Origin of the sequence: Histidinibacterium aquaticum, assembly GCF_008710275.1 — a bacterium.
Taxonomy (GTDB): Bacteria; Pseudomonadota; Alphaproteobacteria; order Rhodobacterales; family Rhodobacteraceae; genus Oceanicola; species Oceanicola aquaticus.
In genome coordinates, this window is record NZ_VYQE01000007.1 from 53790 (window position 1) to 71434 (window position 17645).

General features: G+C 68.1%; 17 protein-coding genes and 1 tRNA gene. 15 read left to right on the forward strand and 3 right to left on the reverse strand.

Annotated features, from left to right (window positions below):
• Both F3S47_RS18170 and F3S47_RS18175 read right to left on the reverse strand, forming a co-directional pair.
• A complete protein-coding gene (locus F3S47_RS18170) occupies positions 1 to 549 on the reverse strand; it encodes an NnrU family protein (protein WP_150446738.1) in 549 nt (182 codons plus the stop codon).
• A 1-nt stretch (position 550) separates the two neighbouring features.
• Complete coding sequence (locus F3S47_RS18175) at positions 551 to 1429, reverse strand: HpcH/HpaI aldolase/citrate lyase family protein (protein ID WP_150446739.1); 879 nt, start codon at positions 1427 to 1429, stop codon at positions 551 to 553.
• Positions 1430 to 1569: 140 nt separating this feature from the next.
• Between F3S47_RS18175 and F3S47_RS18180 the strand changes: the two genes are divergently transcribed.
• The 13 genes from F3S47_RS18180 to rpe all read left to right on the forward strand — a co-directional run bounded on the left by F3S47_RS18180 (position 1570) and on the right by rpe (position 14695).
• On the forward strand, positions 1570 to 1866 hold the full coding sequence (locus F3S47_RS18180) for a hypothetical protein (protein WP_150446740.1): 297 nt from the start codon (positions 1570 to 1572) through the stop codon (positions 1864 to 1866).
• 190 nt (positions 1867 to 2056) lie between these two features.
• Positions 2057 to 3019 (forward strand): malate dehydrogenase, encoded by a 963-nt coding sequence (gene mdh / locus F3S47_RS18185; RefSeq protein ID WP_150446741.1) that lies wholly within the window; start codon positions 2057 to 2059, stop codon positions 3017 to 3019.
• A gap of 272 nt (positions 3020 to 3291) precedes the next feature.
• Entirely contained in the window at positions 3292 to 4485 is a 1194-nt protein-coding gene (gene sucC, locus F3S47_RS18190; protein ID WP_150446742.1) for an ADP-forming succinate--CoA ligase subunit beta, read from the forward strand.
• A 22-nt stretch (positions 4486 to 4507) separates the two neighbouring features.
• Entirely contained in the window at positions 4508 to 4819 is a 312-nt protein-coding gene (locus tag F3S47_RS18195) for a hypothetical protein (RefSeq protein WP_223877880.1), read from the forward strand.
• A 50-nt stretch (positions 4820 to 4869) separates the two neighbouring features.
• Complete coding sequence (gene sucD, locus F3S47_RS18200; protein ID WP_150446743.1) at positions 4870 to 5751, forward strand: succinate--CoA ligase subunit alpha; 882 nt, start codon at positions 4870 to 4872, stop codon at positions 5749 to 5751.
• Position 5752: 1 nt separating this feature from the next.
• Positions 5753 to 5878, forward strand: coding sequence for a hypothetical protein (locus tag F3S47_RS19665; RefSeq protein ID WP_263406008.1), 126 nt, complete (start codon positions 5753 to 5755; stop codon positions 5876 to 5878).
• Positions 5879 to 6001: 123 nt separating this feature from the next.
• Positions 6002 to 8965, forward strand: coding sequence for a 2-oxoglutarate dehydrogenase E1 component (locus F3S47_RS18205; RefSeq protein WP_150446744.1), 2964 nt, complete (start codon positions 6002 to 6004; stop codon positions 8963 to 8965).
• A gap of 6 nt (positions 8966 to 8971) precedes the next feature.
• A complete protein-coding gene (odhB, locus tag F3S47_RS18210) occupies positions 8972 to 10540 on the forward strand; it encodes a 2-oxoglutarate dehydrogenase complex dihydrolipoyllysine-residue succinyltransferase (RefSeq protein ID WP_150446745.1) in 1569 nt (522 codons plus the stop codon).
• Between the two features lie 118 nt (positions 10541 to 10658).
• Positions 10659 to 11054, forward strand: coding sequence for a cupin domain-containing protein (locus F3S47_RS18215; protein ID WP_150446746.1), 396 nt, complete (start codon positions 10659 to 10661; stop codon positions 11052 to 11054).
• A 31-nt stretch (positions 11055 to 11085) separates the two neighbouring features.
• Entirely contained in the window at positions 11086 to 12015 is a 930-nt protein-coding gene (locus F3S47_RS18220) for a glycosyltransferase family 2 protein (protein ID WP_150446747.1), read from the forward strand.
• Positions 12012 to 12437: an MAPEG family protein gene (locus F3S47_RS18225; RefSeq protein ID WP_150446748.1), complete on the forward strand. Its 426-nt coding sequence runs from the start codon at positions 12012 to 12014 to the stop codon at positions 12435 to 12437. The genes F3S47_RS18220 and F3S47_RS18225 overlap by 4 nt, the downstream gene beginning before the upstream one ends.
• 54 nt (positions 12438 to 12491) lie before the next feature.
• Positions 12492 to 13880 carry a dihydrolipoyl dehydrogenase gene (lpdA, locus tag F3S47_RS18230; protein ID WP_150446749.1) on the forward strand — a complete coding sequence of 463 codons (1389 nt, stop codon included), beginning with the start codon at positions 12492 to 12494 and terminating at the stop codon, positions 13878 to 13880.
• A gap of 131 nt (positions 13881 to 14011) precedes the next feature.
• Positions 14012 to 14695, forward strand: a complete 684-nt coding sequence (gene rpe / locus F3S47_RS18235; RefSeq protein ID WP_150446750.1) for a ribulose-phosphate 3-epimerase — start codon at positions 14012 to 14014, stop codon at positions 14693 to 14695.
• Between the two features lie 45 nt (positions 14696 to 14740).
• On the opposite strand, the gene F3S47_RS18240 is transcribed toward rpe, so the two are convergent.
• Positions 14741 to 14817: transfer RNA gene (locus F3S47_RS18240), tRNA-Met, on the reverse strand.
• A 102-nt stretch (positions 14818 to 14919) separates the two neighbouring features.
• Between F3S47_RS18240 and F3S47_RS18245 the strand changes: the two genes are divergently transcribed.
• A complete protein-coding gene (locus F3S47_RS18245) occupies positions 14920 to 16314 on the forward strand; it encodes an FAD-binding oxidoreductase (protein WP_150446751.1) in 1395 nt (464 codons plus the stop codon).
• A 115-nt stretch (positions 16315 to 16429) separates the two neighbouring features.
• Positions 16430 to 17644 (forward strand): MFS transporter, encoded by a 1215-nt coding sequence (locus tag F3S47_RS18250; RefSeq protein WP_191090241.1) that lies wholly within the window; start codon positions 16430 to 16432, stop codon positions 17642 to 17644.
• Position 17645 lies beyond the last annotated feature (1 nt).

A 17645-nucleotide genomic window follows, 5' to 3' on the forward strand; every position in this document is an offset into this window, starting at 1 on the left:
TCATCCGAACGGCCAAGGGCCGACGAGCCCGTGGATCAGCGCGACAATGATATAGATGACCACAGCGACGACCACCGCCGTGATCTCCTTCTGCCGTGGCACCTCGTGCGCAGGCGGCTGCCAGTCGGGCTCGGCCCGGTTGATGACCGCCATCTCCACCAACGCCCAGACCAGCAGCCCGCCGAAGAGGATGAAGGAGGGCACATCGCCGTTCACGAGCAGGTGGGCGAAACAGAAGACCACGACCGCCGAGAGCTGCGGGTGACGCATCTTCTTCGATAGCCAGGTTTTCGATCCGCTCACGGCGAAGAGGTAGAAGGCCAGCAGCATCAGCAGGTTGTTGATGCCCGTCAACGCGGGCGTCCGGCCCCAGTAGAAGGCGCCGTAGGAAGTGCGGTAGCCGATCACCATGAGAACGATGGAGAGCAGCAGGGCCCCGGCGACGGCGCCCTTGCGCTTGTCCCCCATCCGGGCCCGCGCGTCGGGCGCGATCCGCTTGAAGAGGTGCGCGGCCCACCAGAGGGCCACCCCGAGGATCAGCCAGATCATGTCAGTCTCCCCTCCCGTCGGGCGTCCGTGTCCCGTCCGAGATGTCGCGGATCGCGTCTGCCTTGGCAAGGGTCGCTCGGGCGGTCGCAACGTGGAGGTTCTCCACGATGCTGCCGTCAACGACCGCAACGGCCTGCCCCTGCCGTCCCGCCTCCTCGTAGGCCGCGATCTGGCGTTCGGCGAGGTCGATCTCCTCCTCCGAGGGCGAGAAGACCCGGTTGGTGACCGGCAGCTGGGCGGGATGGATCACGCTCTTCCCGTCAAAGCCCAGCGCCCGGCCCTGGTCGCATTCGCGCCGCAGGCCCTCCTCGTCGCGGAAGGCGTTGTAGACCCCGTCGAACGCCACGATCCCCGCCGCCCGCGCGGCGAGCAGGCAGGTCTGCAGGGCGGTCTGGAGCTCGGCGCGGTCCGCTCCGACGCGGGCGCCGAGATCCTTGGCGAGGTCGTTGGTGCCCATGACGAAGCCTTCGAGCCTCGGATGCCGTGCGATCTCGAAGGCTGCGAAGACGCAGGCGGGCGTCTCCATCATCGCCCAGACGGGACGGCCCGGCAGGAGGTTGGCGAGCCTGTCGATGTCGCCGGGTCCGGTGACCTTCGGCAGCAGCACGGCATCGCAGTCGGCATCTCGCAGGGCGACGGCATCGTCCCGGCCCCACTCGGTGTCGAGCGCGTTGATCCGCACGATCCTTGCGCGGCTGCCGTATCCGCCTGCCGAGAGTTCCGCGACCAGGGTCTCGCGGGCCGCCGGCTTCTCCTCCGGCGCGACGGCGTCCTCGAGGTCGAACAGGATGGCGTCGGCCTCAAGCCCGCGGGCCTTGTCCAGGGCGCGGGGCTTCGATCCCGGGATGTAGAGGGCGGACCGGTAGGGGCGTGCCTGCATGAAACCCTCGCGCAACATTCTTGCTCAGGTGCGCACAGATCGGACCGATCTGCAATGCCTCCGCGATTGTGCCGCGCCGTTAATCATTTCTCAGAGGTTCCGGGTCAGTCTAATGTCGACCACGCCGGAAGGGACCCGCCATGCCCAAGCTTCTGACGCTCGCCCTCCTGCTCTGCGGCCTGGGGGCCTCCGCGGCGGCGGAGACCTGCGCGTCCCGCGACTCCGTCGTCGACCGGCTTGCGAAAGGGTGGGGCGAAAGTCGCCAGTCGGTCGGCATCGCCGCGAACAACGCAGTGGTCGAACTCTACGCCTCGCCGGAGACCGGGACCTGGACCATCACCGTCACACGGCCCGGCGGCCCGACCTGTCTCGTCGCCTCGGGACGCGACTACGAGCACCTGGCGGAGCCGTTGCCGAACACCGATTCGCCCGCATGACGGGCCCTCGGCGTGCTGCCTCTGCCCCGCGCGGCCGAGCCGTCACGTCTTCCGGGCAGGCCCGGGGGACCTGCCCCAGCGACGCTGATAGCGCTCACGGCCATCACGCCGGGCCGTGCTCGCTTGCGCGGGCGGCAGCAAGGGACTAGGCCGTTCGCCGACTGAAAACCAATCAGGGACAGTGACAGCTATGGCCAGACCCAGGATCGCGCTCATCGGCGCCGGACAGATCGGCGGCACCCTCGCGCACCTCGCCGCCATCAAGGAACTGGGCGACGTCGTTCTCTTCGACATCGCGGAGGGCACGCCGCAGGGCAAGGCGCTCGACCTCGCCGAGAGCGGCCCCGTCGCCGGGTACGACGTCGCGCTGAAGGGCACCCAGGACTACGCCGACATCGCCGGCGCCGATGTCTGCATCGTCACCGCGGGCGTTCCGCGCAAGCCGGGCATGAGCCGCGACGACCTGCTGGGCATCAACCTCAAGGTCATGAAAGCCGTGGGCGAAGGCATCAAGGCCAACGCCCCCGACGCCTTCGTCATCTGCATCACCAACCCGCTCGACGCGATGGTCTGGGCGCTCCAGGTCTTCTCCGGCCTGCCGCGCGAGAAGGTCTGCGGCATGGCGGGCGTGCTCGACTCCGCCCGCTTCCGCCACTTCCTGGCGGAGGAGTTCGAGGTCTCCATGCGCGACGTCTCGGCCTTCGTCCTCGGCGGCCACGGCGACACCATGGTGCCGCTCACCCGCTACTCCACCGTCGCCGGCATTCCGCTGCCCGACATGATCGACATGGGCTGGACCACCCAGGAGCGGATCGACGCCATCGTCCAGCGCACCCGTGACGGCGGCGCCGAGATCGTCGGCCTGCTCAAGACCGGCTCGGCCTTCTACGCCCCCGCGACCGCGGCGATCGAGATGGCCGAGGCCTACCTCAAGGACCAGAAGCGCGTCCTGCCCTGCGCGGCCTACGTCGATGGCTCCTTCGGTCTCAACGGCCTCTATGTCGGCGTCCCCACCGTCATCGGCTCCGGTGGCGTCGAGCGGATCGTCGAGATCAAGCTCAAGAAGGACGAGCAATCGATGTTCGACAAATCCGTCGACGCGGTGAAGGGGCTCGTCGAGGCCTGCAAGGGCATCGACGAAACCCTCGCCTGAGGCCGGGGCGGACAATAGACAATGGAACAGGGCGGGACCGGCAGGCTCCCGCCCTTCCTTTTTTCGGAGAGGCCGCGCCCCGCGGATTCGCATGACACGCGATCCGTGGAGCCCCGGGACGACCTCCACCAAACCCCGGAATATGTGATCACAGCCAGAATACGTGTGATCACGTATGCCGCTTTTTCGATAGAACTCGCGGAAAGCCCTTTGGATACAGGTCGGTTTTGTGTTTTAGCGAGGGAAACCGAGGTCAGCACGAAGGACGCCCCATGAACATCCACGAGTACCAGGCGAAGTCGCTCCTGCGCTCCTACGGCGCCCCGGTCAGCGATGGCCGCCCGGTCTTCAAGGCCGAAGAGGCCAAGACCGCTGCCGGCGAGCTGGACGGACCGCTCTGGGTCGTGAAGGCGCAGATCCACGCCGGCGGGCGCGGCAAGGGCTCCTTCAAGGAATCCGACGCCGGCGAGAAGGGCGGCGTTCGGCTGGCCAAGTCGGTCGAGGAGGCCGCGGAAGAGGCCAAGCGCATGCTCGGCCGTACCCTGGTCACGCACCAGACCGGGCCAGAGGGCAAGCAGGTCAACCGCATCTACATCGAGGAAGGCTCGGACATCGAGACCGAGCTCTACCTGGCGCTGCTGGTGGACCGGGTGACGAGCCGCGTGTCCTTCGTCTGCTCCACCGAGGGCGGCATGGACATCGAGGAGGTCGCCGCCTCCGCGCCCGAGAAGATCCTGAGCTTCTCCGTCGACCCCGCCACGGGCTACCAGCCCTTCCACGGCCGCAGGATCGCCTTCGCGCTCGGCCTCGAGGGCAAGCAGGTCAAGGAATGCGTCTCGCTGATGGGCATCCTCTACAAGGCCTTCATCGAACGCGACATGGAGATGCTGGAGATCAACCCGCTGATCGTCACGGACAAGGGCAGCCTCAAGGTGCTCGACGCCAAGCTCGGCTTCGACAGCAACGCGCTCTACCGGCAGCAGGACGTCGCCAGCCTGCGCGACGAGACCGAGGAGGACCCGAAGGAACTCCAGGCCTCCAAGTACGACCTCAACTACATCGCGCTCGACGGCGAGATCGGCTGCATGGTCAACGGCGCCGGCCTCGCCATGGCGACGATGGACATCATCAAGCTCTACGGCGCAGAGCCCGCCAACTTCCTCGACGTGGGCGGCGGCGCGACGAAGGAGAAGGTGACCGAGGCCTTCAAGATCATCACGTCCGACAAGAACGTGAAGGGTATCCTCGTGAACATCTTCGGCGGCATCATGCGTTGTGACGTGATCGCCGAAGGCGTGATCGCCGCGGTCAAGGAGGTCGGCCTCGAAGTGCCGCTCGTTGTCCGGCTCGAGGGCACAAACGTGGAGAAGGGCAAGGAGATCATCGCCTCCTCCGGCCTCAACGTGATCGCCGCCGACAGTCTCAGCGACGGGGCGGAGAAGATCGTGAAGGCGGTGAAGGGCTGATCCACCGAACGGGGAGACCGCTATGAACCTCAGAGACGACGATCCGGGGTACGCCCCGATCCTGGTGGGCCTCGCCATGGTGGGCGTGGGCCTCGCGGTCCGGCAGTTGAAGCCCGAGACGCTGCGCCTTCCGGAACCGGGCGGCAAGTCCCCGCGCCTGCGCGACGTGCGCGACGTGAAAGGCGCGGCGCACAAGGCCCGCGACGCGCTGGCCGGGTTCATCCCCGACAATCTCTTCGGCTCGCTGGGCCGGACCCTGATGATCATGGGCGGCGCGATGATCGCCGTGCGCGCGCTCGACGAACTGGTGGACGACGACACCGCCGACTACTGACGCGGGCGCGCGGCTTCGCGCCCCGCCAACGACCCAAACAGAGGAAAGACATGGCCGTTCTGATCGACGAAAACACCAAGGTCATCTGCCAGGGCCTCACCGGCTCGCAGGGGACCTTTCACACCGAACAGGCCATCGCCTACGGCACCAAGATGGTCGGCGGCGTCACCCCCGGTAAGGGCGGACAGACGCACCTCGACCTGCCGGTCTTCAATTCCGTCCACGAGGCGAAGCAGGTGACCGAGGCCAACGCCTCGGTGATCTACGTTCCGCCGCCCTTCGCCGCCGACTCCATCCTCGAGGCGATCGACGCCGAGATGGAGGTCATCGTCTGCATCACCGAGGGCATCCCGGTGCTCGACATGATGAAGGTCAAGCGCGCGCTGGTGGACAGCAAGTCGGTGCTGATCGGCCCGAACTGCCCCGGTGTCATCACCCCCGACGCCTGCAAGATCGGCATCATGCCCGGCCATATTCACAAGCGTGGCACCGTCGGCGTGGTCAGCCGCTCCGGCACCTTGACCTACGAGGCCGTCAAGCAGACGACGGATGTGGGTCTCGGCCAGTCGACCTGCGTCGGCATCGGCGGCGACCCGATCAAGGGGACCGAGCATATCGACGTGCTCGAGTGGTTCCTGGCCGACGACGAGACGGAGAGCATCATCATGATCGGCGAGATCGGCGGATCGGCCGAGGAAGAGGCGGCGCAGTTCCTCAAGGACGAGGCGAAGCGCGGCCGCAAGAAGCCCGTCGCGGGCTTCATCGCCGGGCGCACCGCGCCTCCGGGCCGCCGCATGGGCCACGCAGGCGCCATCGTCGCCGGCGGCAAGGGCGGCGCCGACGACAAGATCGAGGCCATGAAGTCCGCCGGCATCGTGGTCGCCGACAGCCCCGCCACGCTCGGCGAGGCCGTCCTCAAGGCGATCGGCTGAGATGCGCCCCGGGTCGGAGATGCGCGGAACGCCGGCGCGGGAGGCTACGGCCACCCGCGCCTTCGTCGTGCTGATCGCCGTGCTCGGCGGGATCCTCGCCCTTGCCCTCATGCGGGGGCCGGCCTGATGGCGGCCCGGCCCCTCTCCCCTTTCACGGTTCGGTGTCCGCGGCATCGAAACCGTATCGCAACGTCCATGTTGGACGTTCCACCGCGGAGCTGACCCGGCACAGATTGCCCGAGGACCCGACATGACCGACCAGAGCCCCAACGACGTCTTCCACGCCTCCTCCTTCCTGCAGGGGCAGAACGCCGACTACATCGAACAGCTCTACGCGAAATATTCCGACGATCCCGGCGCGGTCGACGAGAGCTGGCGGGAGTTCTTCTCCTCCCTCGGCGACGGACCCGACGAGGCGCGGGCCGAGGCGCAGGGCCCCTCCTGGTCGCGCCCCGACTGGCCGCCGCAGCCCACCGACGACTGGATCGCCGCGCTGGACGGCCAGTGGCCGGTCGACCCCAAGGACGCGAAGGCGGCGGGCGACAAGATCAAGGCCAAGGCAGAGGAGCAGGGCGTCGCCATCTCCGAGGAACAGGTGCGCTCGGCGGTGCTCGACAGCATCCGCGCGCTGATGCTGATCCGCGCCTACCGGATTCGCGGCCACCTGGAGGCCGACCTCGACCCGCTCGGCATGCGTCATCAGACCGAGCACCCGGAGCTCGACCCGAAGTCCTACGGTTTCAAGCCCGAGGACATGGACCGGCCGATCTTCATCGACAAGGTGCTGGGCCTCGAACACGCGACGATGACCCAGATCGTCGAGATCGTGCGCCGCACCTACTGCGGCACCTTCGCGCTGCAGTACATGCACATCTCCGACCCCGAGCAGGCCGCCTGGCTGAAGGAACGGATCGAGGGCTACGGCAAGGAGATCAGCTTCACCCAGAACGGCCGCCGGGCGATCCTGAACAAGCTGGTCGAGGCCGAGGGCTTCGAGAAGTTCCTGCACGTCAAATACATGGGCACAAAGCGCTTCGGCCTCGACGGCGGCGAGGCGCTGATCCCGGCGATGGAGCAGGTGATCAAGCGGGGCGGCGCGCTCGGCATCAAGGAGATCGTCATCGGCATGCCCCACCGCGGCCGCCTCTCGGTGCTGGCCAACGTGATGCAGAAGCCCTACCGGGCGATCTTCAACGAGTTCCAGGGCGGCAGCTTCAAACCCGATGACGTCGACGGCTCGGGCGACGTCAAATACCACCTCGGCGCCTCTTCCGACCGGGAGTTCGACGGCAACACCGTCCACCTCTCGCTGACCGCGAACCCCTCGCACCTCGAGGCGGTGAATCCCGTCGTTCTCGGCAAGGCCCGCGCCAAGCAGGACCAGCTCAAGGATGGCGACCGGACGGCGGTTCTCCCGGTGCTGCTCCACGGCGACGCCGCCTTCGCGGGCCAGGGCGTCGTGGCGGAGTGTTTCCAGCTCTCCTCGATACGCGGACACCGCACGGGCGGGACGATGCACCTCGTGGTGAACAACCAGATCGGCTTCACCACGGCGCCGCACTTCTCGCGGTCCTCGCCCTACCCCACCGACATCGCGCTGATGGTCGAGGCGCCGATCTTCCACGTCAACGGCGACGACCCGGAGGCCGTGGTCCACGCCGCCAAGGTCGCCACCGAGTTCCGCCAGAAGTTCGGCAAGGACGTGGTGATCGACATGATCTGCTACCGCCGGTTCGGCCACAACGAGGGCGACGAGCCCATGTTCACGAACCCGGTGATGTACAAGAAGATCAAGGGTCACAAGACGACCCTGACCCTCTACACAGAGCGGCTGGTCAAGGACGGTCTCATCCCCGAGGGCGAGATCGAGGACATGAAGGCCAGCTTCCAGAACCACCTCAACGACGAGTTCGAGGCGGGGAAGGAATACAAGCCCAACAAGGCCGACTGGCTCGACGGCCGCTGGTCCCACATGGACAAGATGAAGGAGGGTAAGTACCAGCGCGGCAAGACCTGGATCAAGCCCAAGACCTTCGAGGAGATCGGCCGCGCGCTGACCACGGCGCCCGAGGGCTTCGCGACCCACCGCACGGTGGAGCGTCTGCTCCAGGCCAAGGCCACCATGTTCGAGACCGGAGAGGGCTTCGACTGGGCGACCGCCGAGGCGATGGCCTTCGGCTCGCTCCTGACCGAGGGCTACCCGGTCCGGCTGGCCGGCCAGGACTCCGTGCGCGGCACCTTCTCGCAGCGGCACTCGGCCCTCATCAACCAGGAAACGGAAGAGCGCTATTACCCGCTCAACCACATCCGCGAGGGGCAGGCCCGCTACGAGGCGATCGACTCGATGCTCTCGGAATACGCCGTGCTGGGCTTCGAGTACGGCTACAGCCTCGCCGAGCCCAACGCGCTCACGCTCTGGGAGGCGCAGTTCGGCGACTTCGCCAACGGCGCGCAGATCATGTTCGACCAGTTCATCTCGTCGGGCGAGCGCAAGTGGCTGCGGATGTCGGGACTCGTCATGCTCCTGCCCCACGGCTACGAGGGCCAGGGCCCCGAGCACTCCTCGGCCCGGCTCGAGCGGTTCCTGCAGCAGTGCGCCGAGGATAACTGGATCGTCGCGAACTGCACGACGCCGGCGAACTACTTCCACATCCTGCGCCGCCAGCTGCACCGCAGCTTCCGCAAGCCGCTGGTGCTGATGACGCCCAAGTCGCTTCTGCGCCACAAGCTCGCGGTCTCGTCCAAGGAGATGTTCCTGGAAGGCTCCTCCTTCCACCGCGTCCTCTGGGACGACGCCGAAAAGGGCAACTCCGACACCGAGCTGAAGCCCGACGACCAGATCAAGCGCGTCGTCATGTGCTCGGGCAAGGTCTACTACGACCTGCTGGAAGAGCGCGACGCGCGCGGCATCGACGACGTCTACATCATGCGCTTCGAGCAGTTCTATCCCTTCCCGGCCCAGGCCGCGGTGAAGGAGCTGCAGCGCTTCGAGAAGGCAGAGATGATCTGGTGCCAGGAAGAGCCCAAGAACCAGGGCGGCTGGAGCTTCATCGAGCCCAACATCGAATGGGTCCTGTCGCGTCTCGACGCCGCCCACCCGCGCCCGCGCTACGTGGGCCGGCCCGCCTCGGCCTCGCCGGCGACCGGCCTCGCGTCCCAGCACAAGAAGCAACAGCAGGCGCTCGTCGACGAAGCGCTCACGATCGAAGGATAACCGACCATGTCCGTTGAAGTCCGCGTCCCCACCCTCGGCGAAAGCGTCACCGAGGCGACGGTGGCGACCTGGTTCAAGAAGCCCGGCGACAGCGTCTCGGCCGACGAGATGCTCTGCGAACTCGAGACCGACAAGGTGACGGTCGAAGTGCCCTCGCCCGCCTCCGGCAAGCTCGACGAGATCGTGGCGCAGGAGGGCGAGACCGTCGGCGTCGACGCCCTGCTCGCCAACATCGCCGAGGAAGGCCACGCCGGCGCCTCCACCGATATCCACGAGCGCAAGGGCGCCGCGCCCGCCGACGAGACGGAGGATGCGCCCAAGGAGGGCAACGCCCAGGTCGAGGAGAGCGCGGGCGGCGAGACGATGGACGTCATGGTCCCCACCCTCGGCGAGAGCGTGACCGAGGCCACCGTCTCCACCTGGTTCAAGAAGCCGGGCGAATCCTTCGAGGCCGACGAGATGCTCTGCGAGCTCGAGACCGACAAGGTCTCGGTCGAGGTGCCCGCCCCCGCGGACGGCCAGCTCTTCGAGATCCTCGCCGAGGAAGGCTCGACGGTCGAGGCCGGCGGCAAGCTCGCCACGATGACCACCGGCGCGGGCGCCCCCGCCCCGCAGGTCGCCAAGGGCACGCCGGAGTCCACGACCGACCAGGCCCCCGACGGCGCCACCCGCAAGGAGAGCGGCAAGAGCGACACCGAGGATGCGCCCTCGGCGAAGAAGATGATGGCCGAGAAGGGCCTGTCCTCCGACGAGGTGACCGGCACCGGCCGGGACGGGCGCATCATGAAGGAAGACGTGCTCAAGGCGCTGAGCGAGCCCAAGCAGTCCGAGGCCCCCAAGCAGGCCCCGCGCGCGCCATCGAAGCCCGAGGACGCCGACCGCGAGGAGCGGGTCAAGATGACCCGCCTGCGCCAGACCATCGCCCGCCGCCTGAAGGAGGCGCAGAACACCGCCGCCATGCTGACCACCTACAACGAGGTTGACATGACCGGCGTCATGGACCTGCGGAACGAGTACAAGGACCTCTTCCAGAAGAAACACGGCGTGAAGCTCGGCTTCATGTCCTTCTTCGTGAAGGCCTGCTGCCACGCCCTGATGGAGGTGCCGGACGTCAACGCCGAGATCGACGGGACGGACGTGGTCTACAAGAACTACGTGAACATGGGCATCGCCGTCGGCACGCCCAACGGCCTCGTCGTGCCCGTCGTCCGCAACGCCCACGAGAAGAGCTTCGCGGACATCGAGAAGGAGATCAACGCACTCGGCCAGAAGGGCCGTGACGGCAAGCTCTCCATGGCCGAGATGCAGGGCGGCAGCTTCACCATCTCCAACGGCGGCGTCTACGGCTCGCTCATGTCCTCGCCGATCCTGAACCCGCCGCAGTCGGGTATCCTCGGCATGCACAAGATCCAGGAGCGACCGATGGTCGTGAAGGGCCAGATCGAGGCGCGGCCGATGATGTACCTCGCCCTCAGCTACGATCACCGCATCGTCGACGGCAAGGGCGCGGTGACCTTCCTCGTCCGGGTCAAGGAAGCGCTCGAGGACCCGCGCCGCTTGCTCATGGATCTGTGAGGCGGACCGGACGGGGTGAAACTCCGGGCCCCGGGGTCGGCGTTGTTTCGGCAACGCTGCCCCGACGGCCCGCAGGCCGAAGGGCACCCCGCCACCCGAACACGGAGGAGGTCGCGCCATGAGCCCGGATCCCGTCCATATTCCAGAGAATTCGCCCGATGTGCAGCGCTGGGACGACCAGCGCCACGGCAAGGTCAGCTACCGCCTGCTGGTCGACGCAGACTACGGCCCCACCTCCGGCCTCGTTCAGGGGCTCTGCTACTTCGAGGAGGGCGACCGCGAGGCACTTCATCACCATGATGTGCACGAGACGGTCCACGTCGTCTCCGGCGGCGGTGTGGCCGAGTTCGAGAACAACCGCATCCCCCTCCATCCGGGCGACACGCTCTACGTTCCACCGGGCATCCCCCATGCCTGGACCGCGATGGAAGAGAAGATGACACTGCTCTTCACCTTCGGCGCCGACCGGCTGTCCGAGGTCGCCTACCACTTCGAGGAGGAGGACGCGGCATGACGCTCCGCGCCCAACGGTCCGGTGCGGGCGCATGAGCGACGTCGTCCTCATGTCTTCGCTCCGCGACGAGGGCGCGCATGTGATCGAGTGGCTGGCCTATCACCGGGTGATCGGCCTCCGCCACGCGGTGCTCTGCACGAACGACTGCAGCGACGGCACCGACCACCTGCTCGACCGGCTCGCAGAGGCGGGCGCGGTCACGCATCTCCGCAACGACGTTCCGCCCGGAGTTCCACCCCAGCACGCCGCCGCCAGGTTGGCACTGGCGCATCTGCGCGAAAGCGGAACGGAATGGTCCCTGCACATCGACGCGGACGAGTTTCTCAACGTAAGGCTCGGGACGGGACAGGTCGACGACCTCCTGGACCGCGCGGGAGACGCCGATTGCATCGCGATCGGCTGGCGCAACTTCGGCGACGGAGGCCACGCGAGATGGCCCGGCGCGACCCTGCCCCACTTCACGCGCCGGGAGAGCCCTCCGAAACCCGACGAGAGCTACTTCAAGTGCCTGTTCCGGCCGAACGCCTTCCGCGCGGCCTGGGCCCATATGCCCGCCGAGCCGGAGGGCACGCCCCGGCTGGTGAACGCCGCCGGGGATCGCCTCAAGCCCGACCAGCTCTTCTCCGACGGCCCCCGCGTCCGGTTCTTCCCGGTGCGCGATGCGCTCCGGCTCGATGACGCCTGCATCAACCACTACGGCGTCAAATCGCCCGATGTCTTCGAGATGAAGCGGGTGCGTGGCCGGGGCGAGAACACGACGGGAAACGGAAAATACCGCGTCGGGAGCGAGTGGCACCGCCGCGCCAACCGCAACGAGGTTGAAGACCGAGCGATCCTGCGGCACTGGCCTGAGGTGGAGGCAGAGATGTCGGCCCTCCGCACCCTGCCCGGCGTCGCGGAGGCCGAGCGCCGCTGCCTCGACTGGTTCGACGCCGCCCGCCGGGAGAAGGAGCGCCCATGACGCCTGAACTGACCGCCCTCGCCCTCGCCGGCCTGCTTCAGGTGGTGCAGTACGTCCTGATGTCGGTGCCCGCGAACCTCGAACTGGGGCCCGGCAAGACGACATCGCCCCGCGACCCGGAGCGGCTGGAAAAACCGCTGATCGAACAGGTCAGCACCGGCACCGGCCGGCTTTTCCGGGCGCTCGACAATCATTTCGAAGGGCTGATCCTCTTCACCCTCGCGGTGGTCGTCGTCGAGCTCTCCGAGACCGGCACCCGGTTCACGGCCCTCTGCGCCTGGAGCTACCTCGCCGCGCGCGTCCTCTACGTGCCGGCCTACTACTTCGGCTGGCGTCCCTGGCGGTCGCTCATCTGGCTGGTTGGCTTTTTTGCGACGACGCTCATGCTTCTCTCTGCCATAACCCTCGAACTTGCCTTATAAGAACGTTTGCACAGGCGGGGAACGCCCCGCGTACGACCAAAGGAGACACGGCAAATGGCCCAATACGACGTCATCGTCATCGGTTCCGGTCCGGGGGGCTATGTCTGCGCGATCCGCTGCGCGCAGCTCGGCCTCAAGACCGCCTGCGTCGAGGGGCGCGAGACCCTGGGCGGCACCTGCCTGAACGTGGGCTGCATTCCCTCCAAGGCGATGCTCCACGCCACCGAGATGCTGCACGAGGCCGAGGCGAATTTCGCCGAGATGGGCCTGAAGGGCAAAAGCCCCTCGGTCGACTGGAAGCAGATGCTCTCCTACAAGCAGAAGACCATCGACCAGAACACCGGCGGCATCGAATTCCTGTTCAAGAAGAACAAGATCGACTGGCTCAAGGGCTGGGGCTCGATCCCCGAGAAGGGCAAGGTCAAGGTCGGCGACGAGACCCATTCGGCCAAGCACATCATCGTGGCCTCCGGCTCCGAGCCCGCCTCGCTGCCGGGCGTCGAGATCGACGAGACCGTCGTGGTCAGCTCCACCGGTGCGCTGGAACTCTCGAAGGTGCCGAAGAAGATGGTCGTGATCGGCGGCGGCGTGATCGGTCTTGAACTCGGCTCAGTCTACAAGCGCCTCGGCGCCGAGGTTCACGTGATCGAGTTCCTCGACAAGATCACACCCACCATGGACGAGGAGGTGAGCCGCCAGTTCCAGAAGCTGCTCGCCAAGCAGGGGATCGAGTTCACGCTGGGCGCCGCCGTGCAGGGGGTCGAGGCCACCAAGCAGAAGGCCAAGGTCAGCTACAAGATGCGCAAGGACGACAGCGAGCACGAGATCGACGCCGACGTCGTCCTCGTCTCCACCGGGCGCAAGCCGGTCTCGAAGGGCTTCGGGCTCGAGGACCTCGGCGTCGAGATCTCCGAGCGCGGCCAGATCAAGACCGACGACCACTACCGGACAAACGTCGAGGGCATCTACGCCATCGGCGACGCCATCGACGGCCCAATGCTCGCCCACAAGGCCGAGGACGAGGGCATGGCCTGCGCCGAGGGCATCGCGGGACAGCACCCGCACGTGAACTACGGTGTCATCCCTTCGGTCATCTACACCCACCCCGAGGTCTCGATGGTCGGCCGGACCGAGCAGGACCTCAAGGAGGAGGGCCGCGAGTACAAGGTCGGCAAGTTCTCCTTCATGGGCAACGGCCGGGCCAAGGCGAACTTCGCCGCGGACGGCTTCGTCAAGATCCTCGCGGACAAGACGACGGACCGGGTGCTTGGTGCGCATATCATCGGGCCCATGGCCGGCGACCTGATCCACGAGATCTGCGTCGCCATGGAGTTCGGCGCCGCCGCCGAGGACATCGCCCGCACCTGTCATGCGCACCCGACCTATTCCGAGGCGGTGCGCGAGGCCGCACTGGCCTGCGGGGACGGTCCGATCCACTCGTGACGATCCGGGGTGGGAAGGCCCTTCGAAGGGCCTTCCGCCCGCGCTGAACGCGGGCAAGGCCTTTTCAAAGGCCTTGCCGCCCGGCCGCGCCCGTCGCGGCGGGCACCCAGGACGCCAAGGAGATGCGCCCGATGAGCTTCGACCGTAACCTCAAGATCGCGCCCTCGATCCTCGCCGGGGACTTCGCGGATTTCGGCCGCGAGGTGCGCGCCATGGAATCGCAGGGCGCGGACTGGATCCACGTCGACGTCATGGACGGCCACTTCGTCCCGAACCTCACCTTCGGGCCGCCAATGGTGAAGGCGCTGCGCCCCCATGTGACGACCCTGATGGACGTCCACCTGATGATCGCACCGGTCGATCCCTACATCGAGGCTTTCGCGGAGGCGGCCGCCGATCGGCTCACCGCCCACGTCGAGGCCGGACCGCACATCCACCGGACGCTGCAGGCCATCGCCGCCGCCGGCTGCAAGGCGGGTGTCGCGATCAATCCCGGCACGCCGATGGACGCGGTCGCTCCGGTCCTGGACCTCGTCGACCTCGTCTGCGTCATGACCGTGAACCCCGGCTTCGGCGGGCAGAGCTTCATCGAGAGCCGGGTCCCCGAGATCGCCCGCCTGCGCGAGATGATCGGCGACCGGCCCGTTCACATCGAGATCGACGGCGGCGTCGACTCCAAGACCGCGGGCCGCTGCGTCGCCGCTGGCGCTGACGTCCTCGTCGCCGGCTCGGCCGCCTTCCGCGGCGGCTCGGCCGATGCGCCGGAGGCCTACGGCAAAAATATCCGCGCGATCCGCGACGCGGCGGCGGCCTGACGGCCCGCCCCGCGGGGCGTGTATCCATCGCAATCTAGGAAGATCTGGTAGCGTGGGGCGGACTTGAACCGCCGACCCCAGCATTATGAGTGCTGTGCTCTAACCAGCTGAGCTACCACGCCACGCGAGGGGTCAGGTAGAGAAGGCCCGCGCGGGTGTCAATCGCAAAAGGGCGTCTTTCCGAGCCCGTTTCCCTGCGGCATGAGGGGCGCGGGAGGGACGCGATGATCGACGAACTGAGAGCACTGCTGGGCCCCGACCGGGTGCTGACCGGCGCGGAGACCGCGCCCTGGGCGAGGGACTGGACCGGGCAGTACGAAGGGCAGCCGCTGGCCGTCGCCCGCCCCGGCTCCACCGAGGAGGTAGCCGGGGTGATGCGACTGGCGGCCCGCGCCGGCTGCCCGGTGACCGCGGTCTCGGGCGGCACGGGACTCGTCGGTGGCGGGATCACCGAGGGCGGGCTGATCCTCTCCCTCGACCGGATGCGGCGGATCGGGCCGGTCAACCGCGCCGCCCGGACGGTGGAGGTCGAGGCGGGTGTCGTCCTGCAGGACCTGCACGCCGCCGCAGAGGCGGAGGGGCTGATCTTTCCCATGACCTTCGGTGCCAAGGGGTCCGCCCGGATCGGCGGGATGATCGCCACCAACGCCGGCGGCTCGAACGTGCTGCGCTACGGCTCCATGCGGCGGCTGGTGCTGGGGCTAGAAGCGGTCATGGCCGACGGCCGGGTGCTGACCCTCATGTCCGGGCTGCACAAGGACAATACCGGGCTCGACCTGCGCCAGCTCCTGATCGGCTCGGAGGGCACGCTGGGGATCGTCACCCGCGCCACCCTCAGCCTTGCCCCCAAACCTGCCGCCTATGCCACGGCGACTGTCGGCGTTCCCTCGATGGAGGCGGGTCTCACGCTGCTGCGGCGGCTGCAGGATGCCTCGGGCGGGCAGGTCGAAGCCTTCGAGTTCATGCCCGACATCTACATCGATCGGCACGTCGCCCACGGCGGCACCCCGCCCTTCGCCGAGCGGCACCCCGTCGTGCTCCTCGTCGAGCTGGGCGCCACGGCCGCACGCGACACCGTACCGGACGCCGAGGGACGCGTCCCGCTCGACCGGCTGCTGGAAGAGGAACTCGCGGGCGCGTTCGAGGCGGAACTCGTCAGCGACGCGGTCCTCGCCGCCTCGGAGGCGCAGCGGCGCGAGATGTGGGCCCGGCGCGAGGCGGCAGCCGAGATCACCTTCACCGGCGAGCCGGTGGTCGACACCGACGTGGCCCTGCCGCTCGACCGGCTGCAGGAGTTCTTCGACCGGGTGCGGCCGGCGGTGGCGGCGCTCGATCCCGAGGCCACCGACCTCGCCGTCGGGCACCTGGGCGACGGGAACATCCACTACACGGTCTTCCCGAGCCGGAGCGAACGCGAGCATGCCGCGGCGCTTCGAGCAGCCGTCGACGATACGGCAGCGGCGCTCGGCGGCAGCTTCTCGGCCGAACACGGCATCGGCCGGTCCAAGCTCGAGACCCTGCGGCGGCTCAAGGACCCCGCTGCGCAGGAGGCGATGCGCGCGGTGAAGGCCGCGCTCGATCCGGCCGGACTTCTGAATCCGGGGCGCACCATTCCCTGAGCGGCGCGGGGGCTCTGCCCCCGTCCACGGCCCGGGGGCCGCGGACTCCCCCGGGATATTTGATCCCAGAAGAAGGGGCTTGCCGTGGGTGAAGCTTCGGGCGATGCCAAGCGGCATGCTGCAACCGATCCGCCTGATCCTTGCCGACCCTGCCCTGCGTGTTGCGGCGGGGGCCCTGGTGCTCTTCGGCTCCTTCGCCGCCTCGATCGCGCCCTACCAGTCGCTGATCGCGATCCGGATCTTCGGCTTCTCCGACGCGGCCTACTCGGCGGTGCTGGTGCTGGCCGCCGTGATTTCCGTCGCGGGCGCGGTCGGCATCGGCGTGCTGACCGACCGGATGGCCGCCCGCAAGAAGGCCGCTCTCCTCTCCGCCCTGCTGGGCGCGGCGGCGACGGCCTGGATCCTCGCGGTTCCCGGCGCCTGGAGCTTCGCGCTCGTGCACGGGATCCTTCTGCCCATCGCCGGATCGCTCATGGGGCAGATCTTCGCGCTGGCGCGGCTGGCGGCCGGTCGACTGACACCGGATGAGCGCGACTCGGTGCTGGCCGGGATCCGGGCGCTCTTCGCCCTGCCCTTCATCGTCGTGCTGCCGCTCTGGTCGGTCGCCTTCGAGGCCGGCGCGGGCCTGCTCGCCATCTACATCGCGCTCGCCGGGCTCTGCCTCGGTATGGCGCTGCTCATTCGCGTCGCCTGGCCCGAGGACGGCGAGGGGGGATGGGAGGAAGTGCCCTCCGGCCTCAGCCTGGCCGAGTCGCTGCGCGAGATCGCCTCGGGCGGCGTGCTGCTGCGGGTAACGATGACGGGCGCGATCAACGCGGGCGTCTTCCTCTACCTCATCGTCCTGGGCCTGATGTTCGACGAGAGCGTGGGCCGCGGCCTGGGCGACGTGGCGATCTTCGCCGGCGTCGTCGCCGGGCTCGAAGTGCCCGTGATGCTCTCGATGGGTGCGCTCCTGCGGAGGATCACGCGGCTGCAGGCCATCCTCTGGGGCGCGGCGCTCTATGCCGGTTTTCTCTTCGCCTTCCCGCTGCTGGTCGCGACGCCGCTGGTCTGGCTGCTGACGATCCCGGCGGCGATTGGCGGCGGCATCGTTCTCTCGCTGCCCATCGCCTACGTCCAGGACCTCATGGGAACACGGGCGGGCGCGGGCGGCGCGCTGCTCGCGGTGCAGAAGGTGGCGGGCGACGGGATTGCCGCCGCACTCTTCGCGGGGGCGACGCTCCTGGGGGGCTACGGCCTTGCCGCCTGGGCCGGGGGGCTCTCGATGATTCTCGGGGCGGGTGCGCTCCTGTGGCTCGACCGGCGGCGCGACCCGCTGCCGGCCGAATGAG

What these genes read in the sequence shown, in the direction of transcription:
- F3S47_RS18170 (WP_150446738.1), bottom strand. Translation starts at nt 549, where the DNA reads ATGATCTGGCTGATCCTCGGGGTGGCCCTCTGGTGGGCCGCGCACCTC.
- F3S47_RS18175 (WP_150446739.1), bottom strand. Translation starts at nt 1,429, where the DNA reads ATGCAGGCACGCCCCTACCGGTCCGCCCTCTACATCCCGGGATCGAAG.
- F3S47_RS18180 (WP_150446740.1), top strand. Translation starts at nt 1,570, where the DNA reads ATGCCCAAGCTTCTGACGCTCGCCCTCCTGCTCTGCGGCCTGGGGGCC.
- mdh (WP_150446741.1), top strand. Translation starts at nt 2,057, where the DNA reads ATGGCCAGACCCAGGATCGCGCTCATCGGCGCCGGACAGATCGGCGGC.
- sucC (WP_150446742.1), top strand. Translation starts at nt 3,292, where the DNA reads ATGAACATCCACGAGTACCAGGCGAAGTCGCTCCTGCGCTCCTACGGC.
- F3S47_RS18195 (WP_223877880.1), top strand. Translation starts at nt 4,508, where the DNA reads ATGAACCTCAGAGACGACGATCCGGGGTACGCCCCGATCCTGGTGGGC.
- sucD (WP_150446743.1), top strand. Translation starts at nt 4,870, where the DNA reads ATGGCCGTTCTGATCGACGAAAACACCAAGGTCATCTGCCAGGGCCTC.
- F3S47_RS19665 (WP_263406008.1), top strand. Translation starts at nt 5,753, where the DNA reads ATGCGCCCCGGGTCGGAGATGCGCGGAACGCCGGCGCGGGAGGCTACG.
- F3S47_RS18205 (WP_150446744.1), top strand. Translation starts at nt 6,002, where the DNA reads ATGACCGACCAGAGCCCCAACGACGTCTTCCACGCCTCCTCCTTCCTG.
- odhB (WP_150446745.1), top strand. Translation starts at nt 8,972, where the DNA reads ATGTCCGTTGAAGTCCGCGTCCCCACCCTCGGCGAAAGCGTCACCGAG.
- F3S47_RS18215 (WP_150446746.1), top strand. Translation starts at nt 10,659, where the DNA reads ATGAGCCCGGATCCCGTCCATATTCCAGAGAATTCGCCCGATGTGCAG.
- F3S47_RS18220 (WP_150446747.1), top strand. Translation starts at nt 11,086, where the DNA reads ATGAGCGACGTCGTCCTCATGTCTTCGCTCCGCGACGAGGGCGCGCAT.
- F3S47_RS18225 (WP_150446748.1), top strand. Translation starts at nt 12,012, where the DNA reads ATGACGCCTGAACTGACCGCCCTCGCCCTCGCCGGCCTGCTTCAGGTG.
- lpdA (WP_150446749.1), top strand. Translation starts at nt 12,492, where the DNA reads ATGGCCCAATACGACGTCATCGTCATCGGTTCCGGTCCGGGGGGCTAT.
- rpe (WP_150446750.1), top strand. Translation starts at nt 14,012, where the DNA reads ATGAGCTTCGACCGTAACCTCAAGATCGCGCCCTCGATCCTCGCCGGG.
- F3S47_RS18245 (WP_150446751.1), top strand. Translation starts at nt 14,920, where the DNA reads ATGATCGACGAACTGAGAGCACTGCTGGGCCCCGACCGGGTGCTGACC.
- F3S47_RS18250 (WP_191090241.1), top strand. Translation starts at nt 16,430, where the DNA reads ATGCTGCAACCGATCCGCCTGATCCTTGCCGACCCTGCCCTGCGTGTT.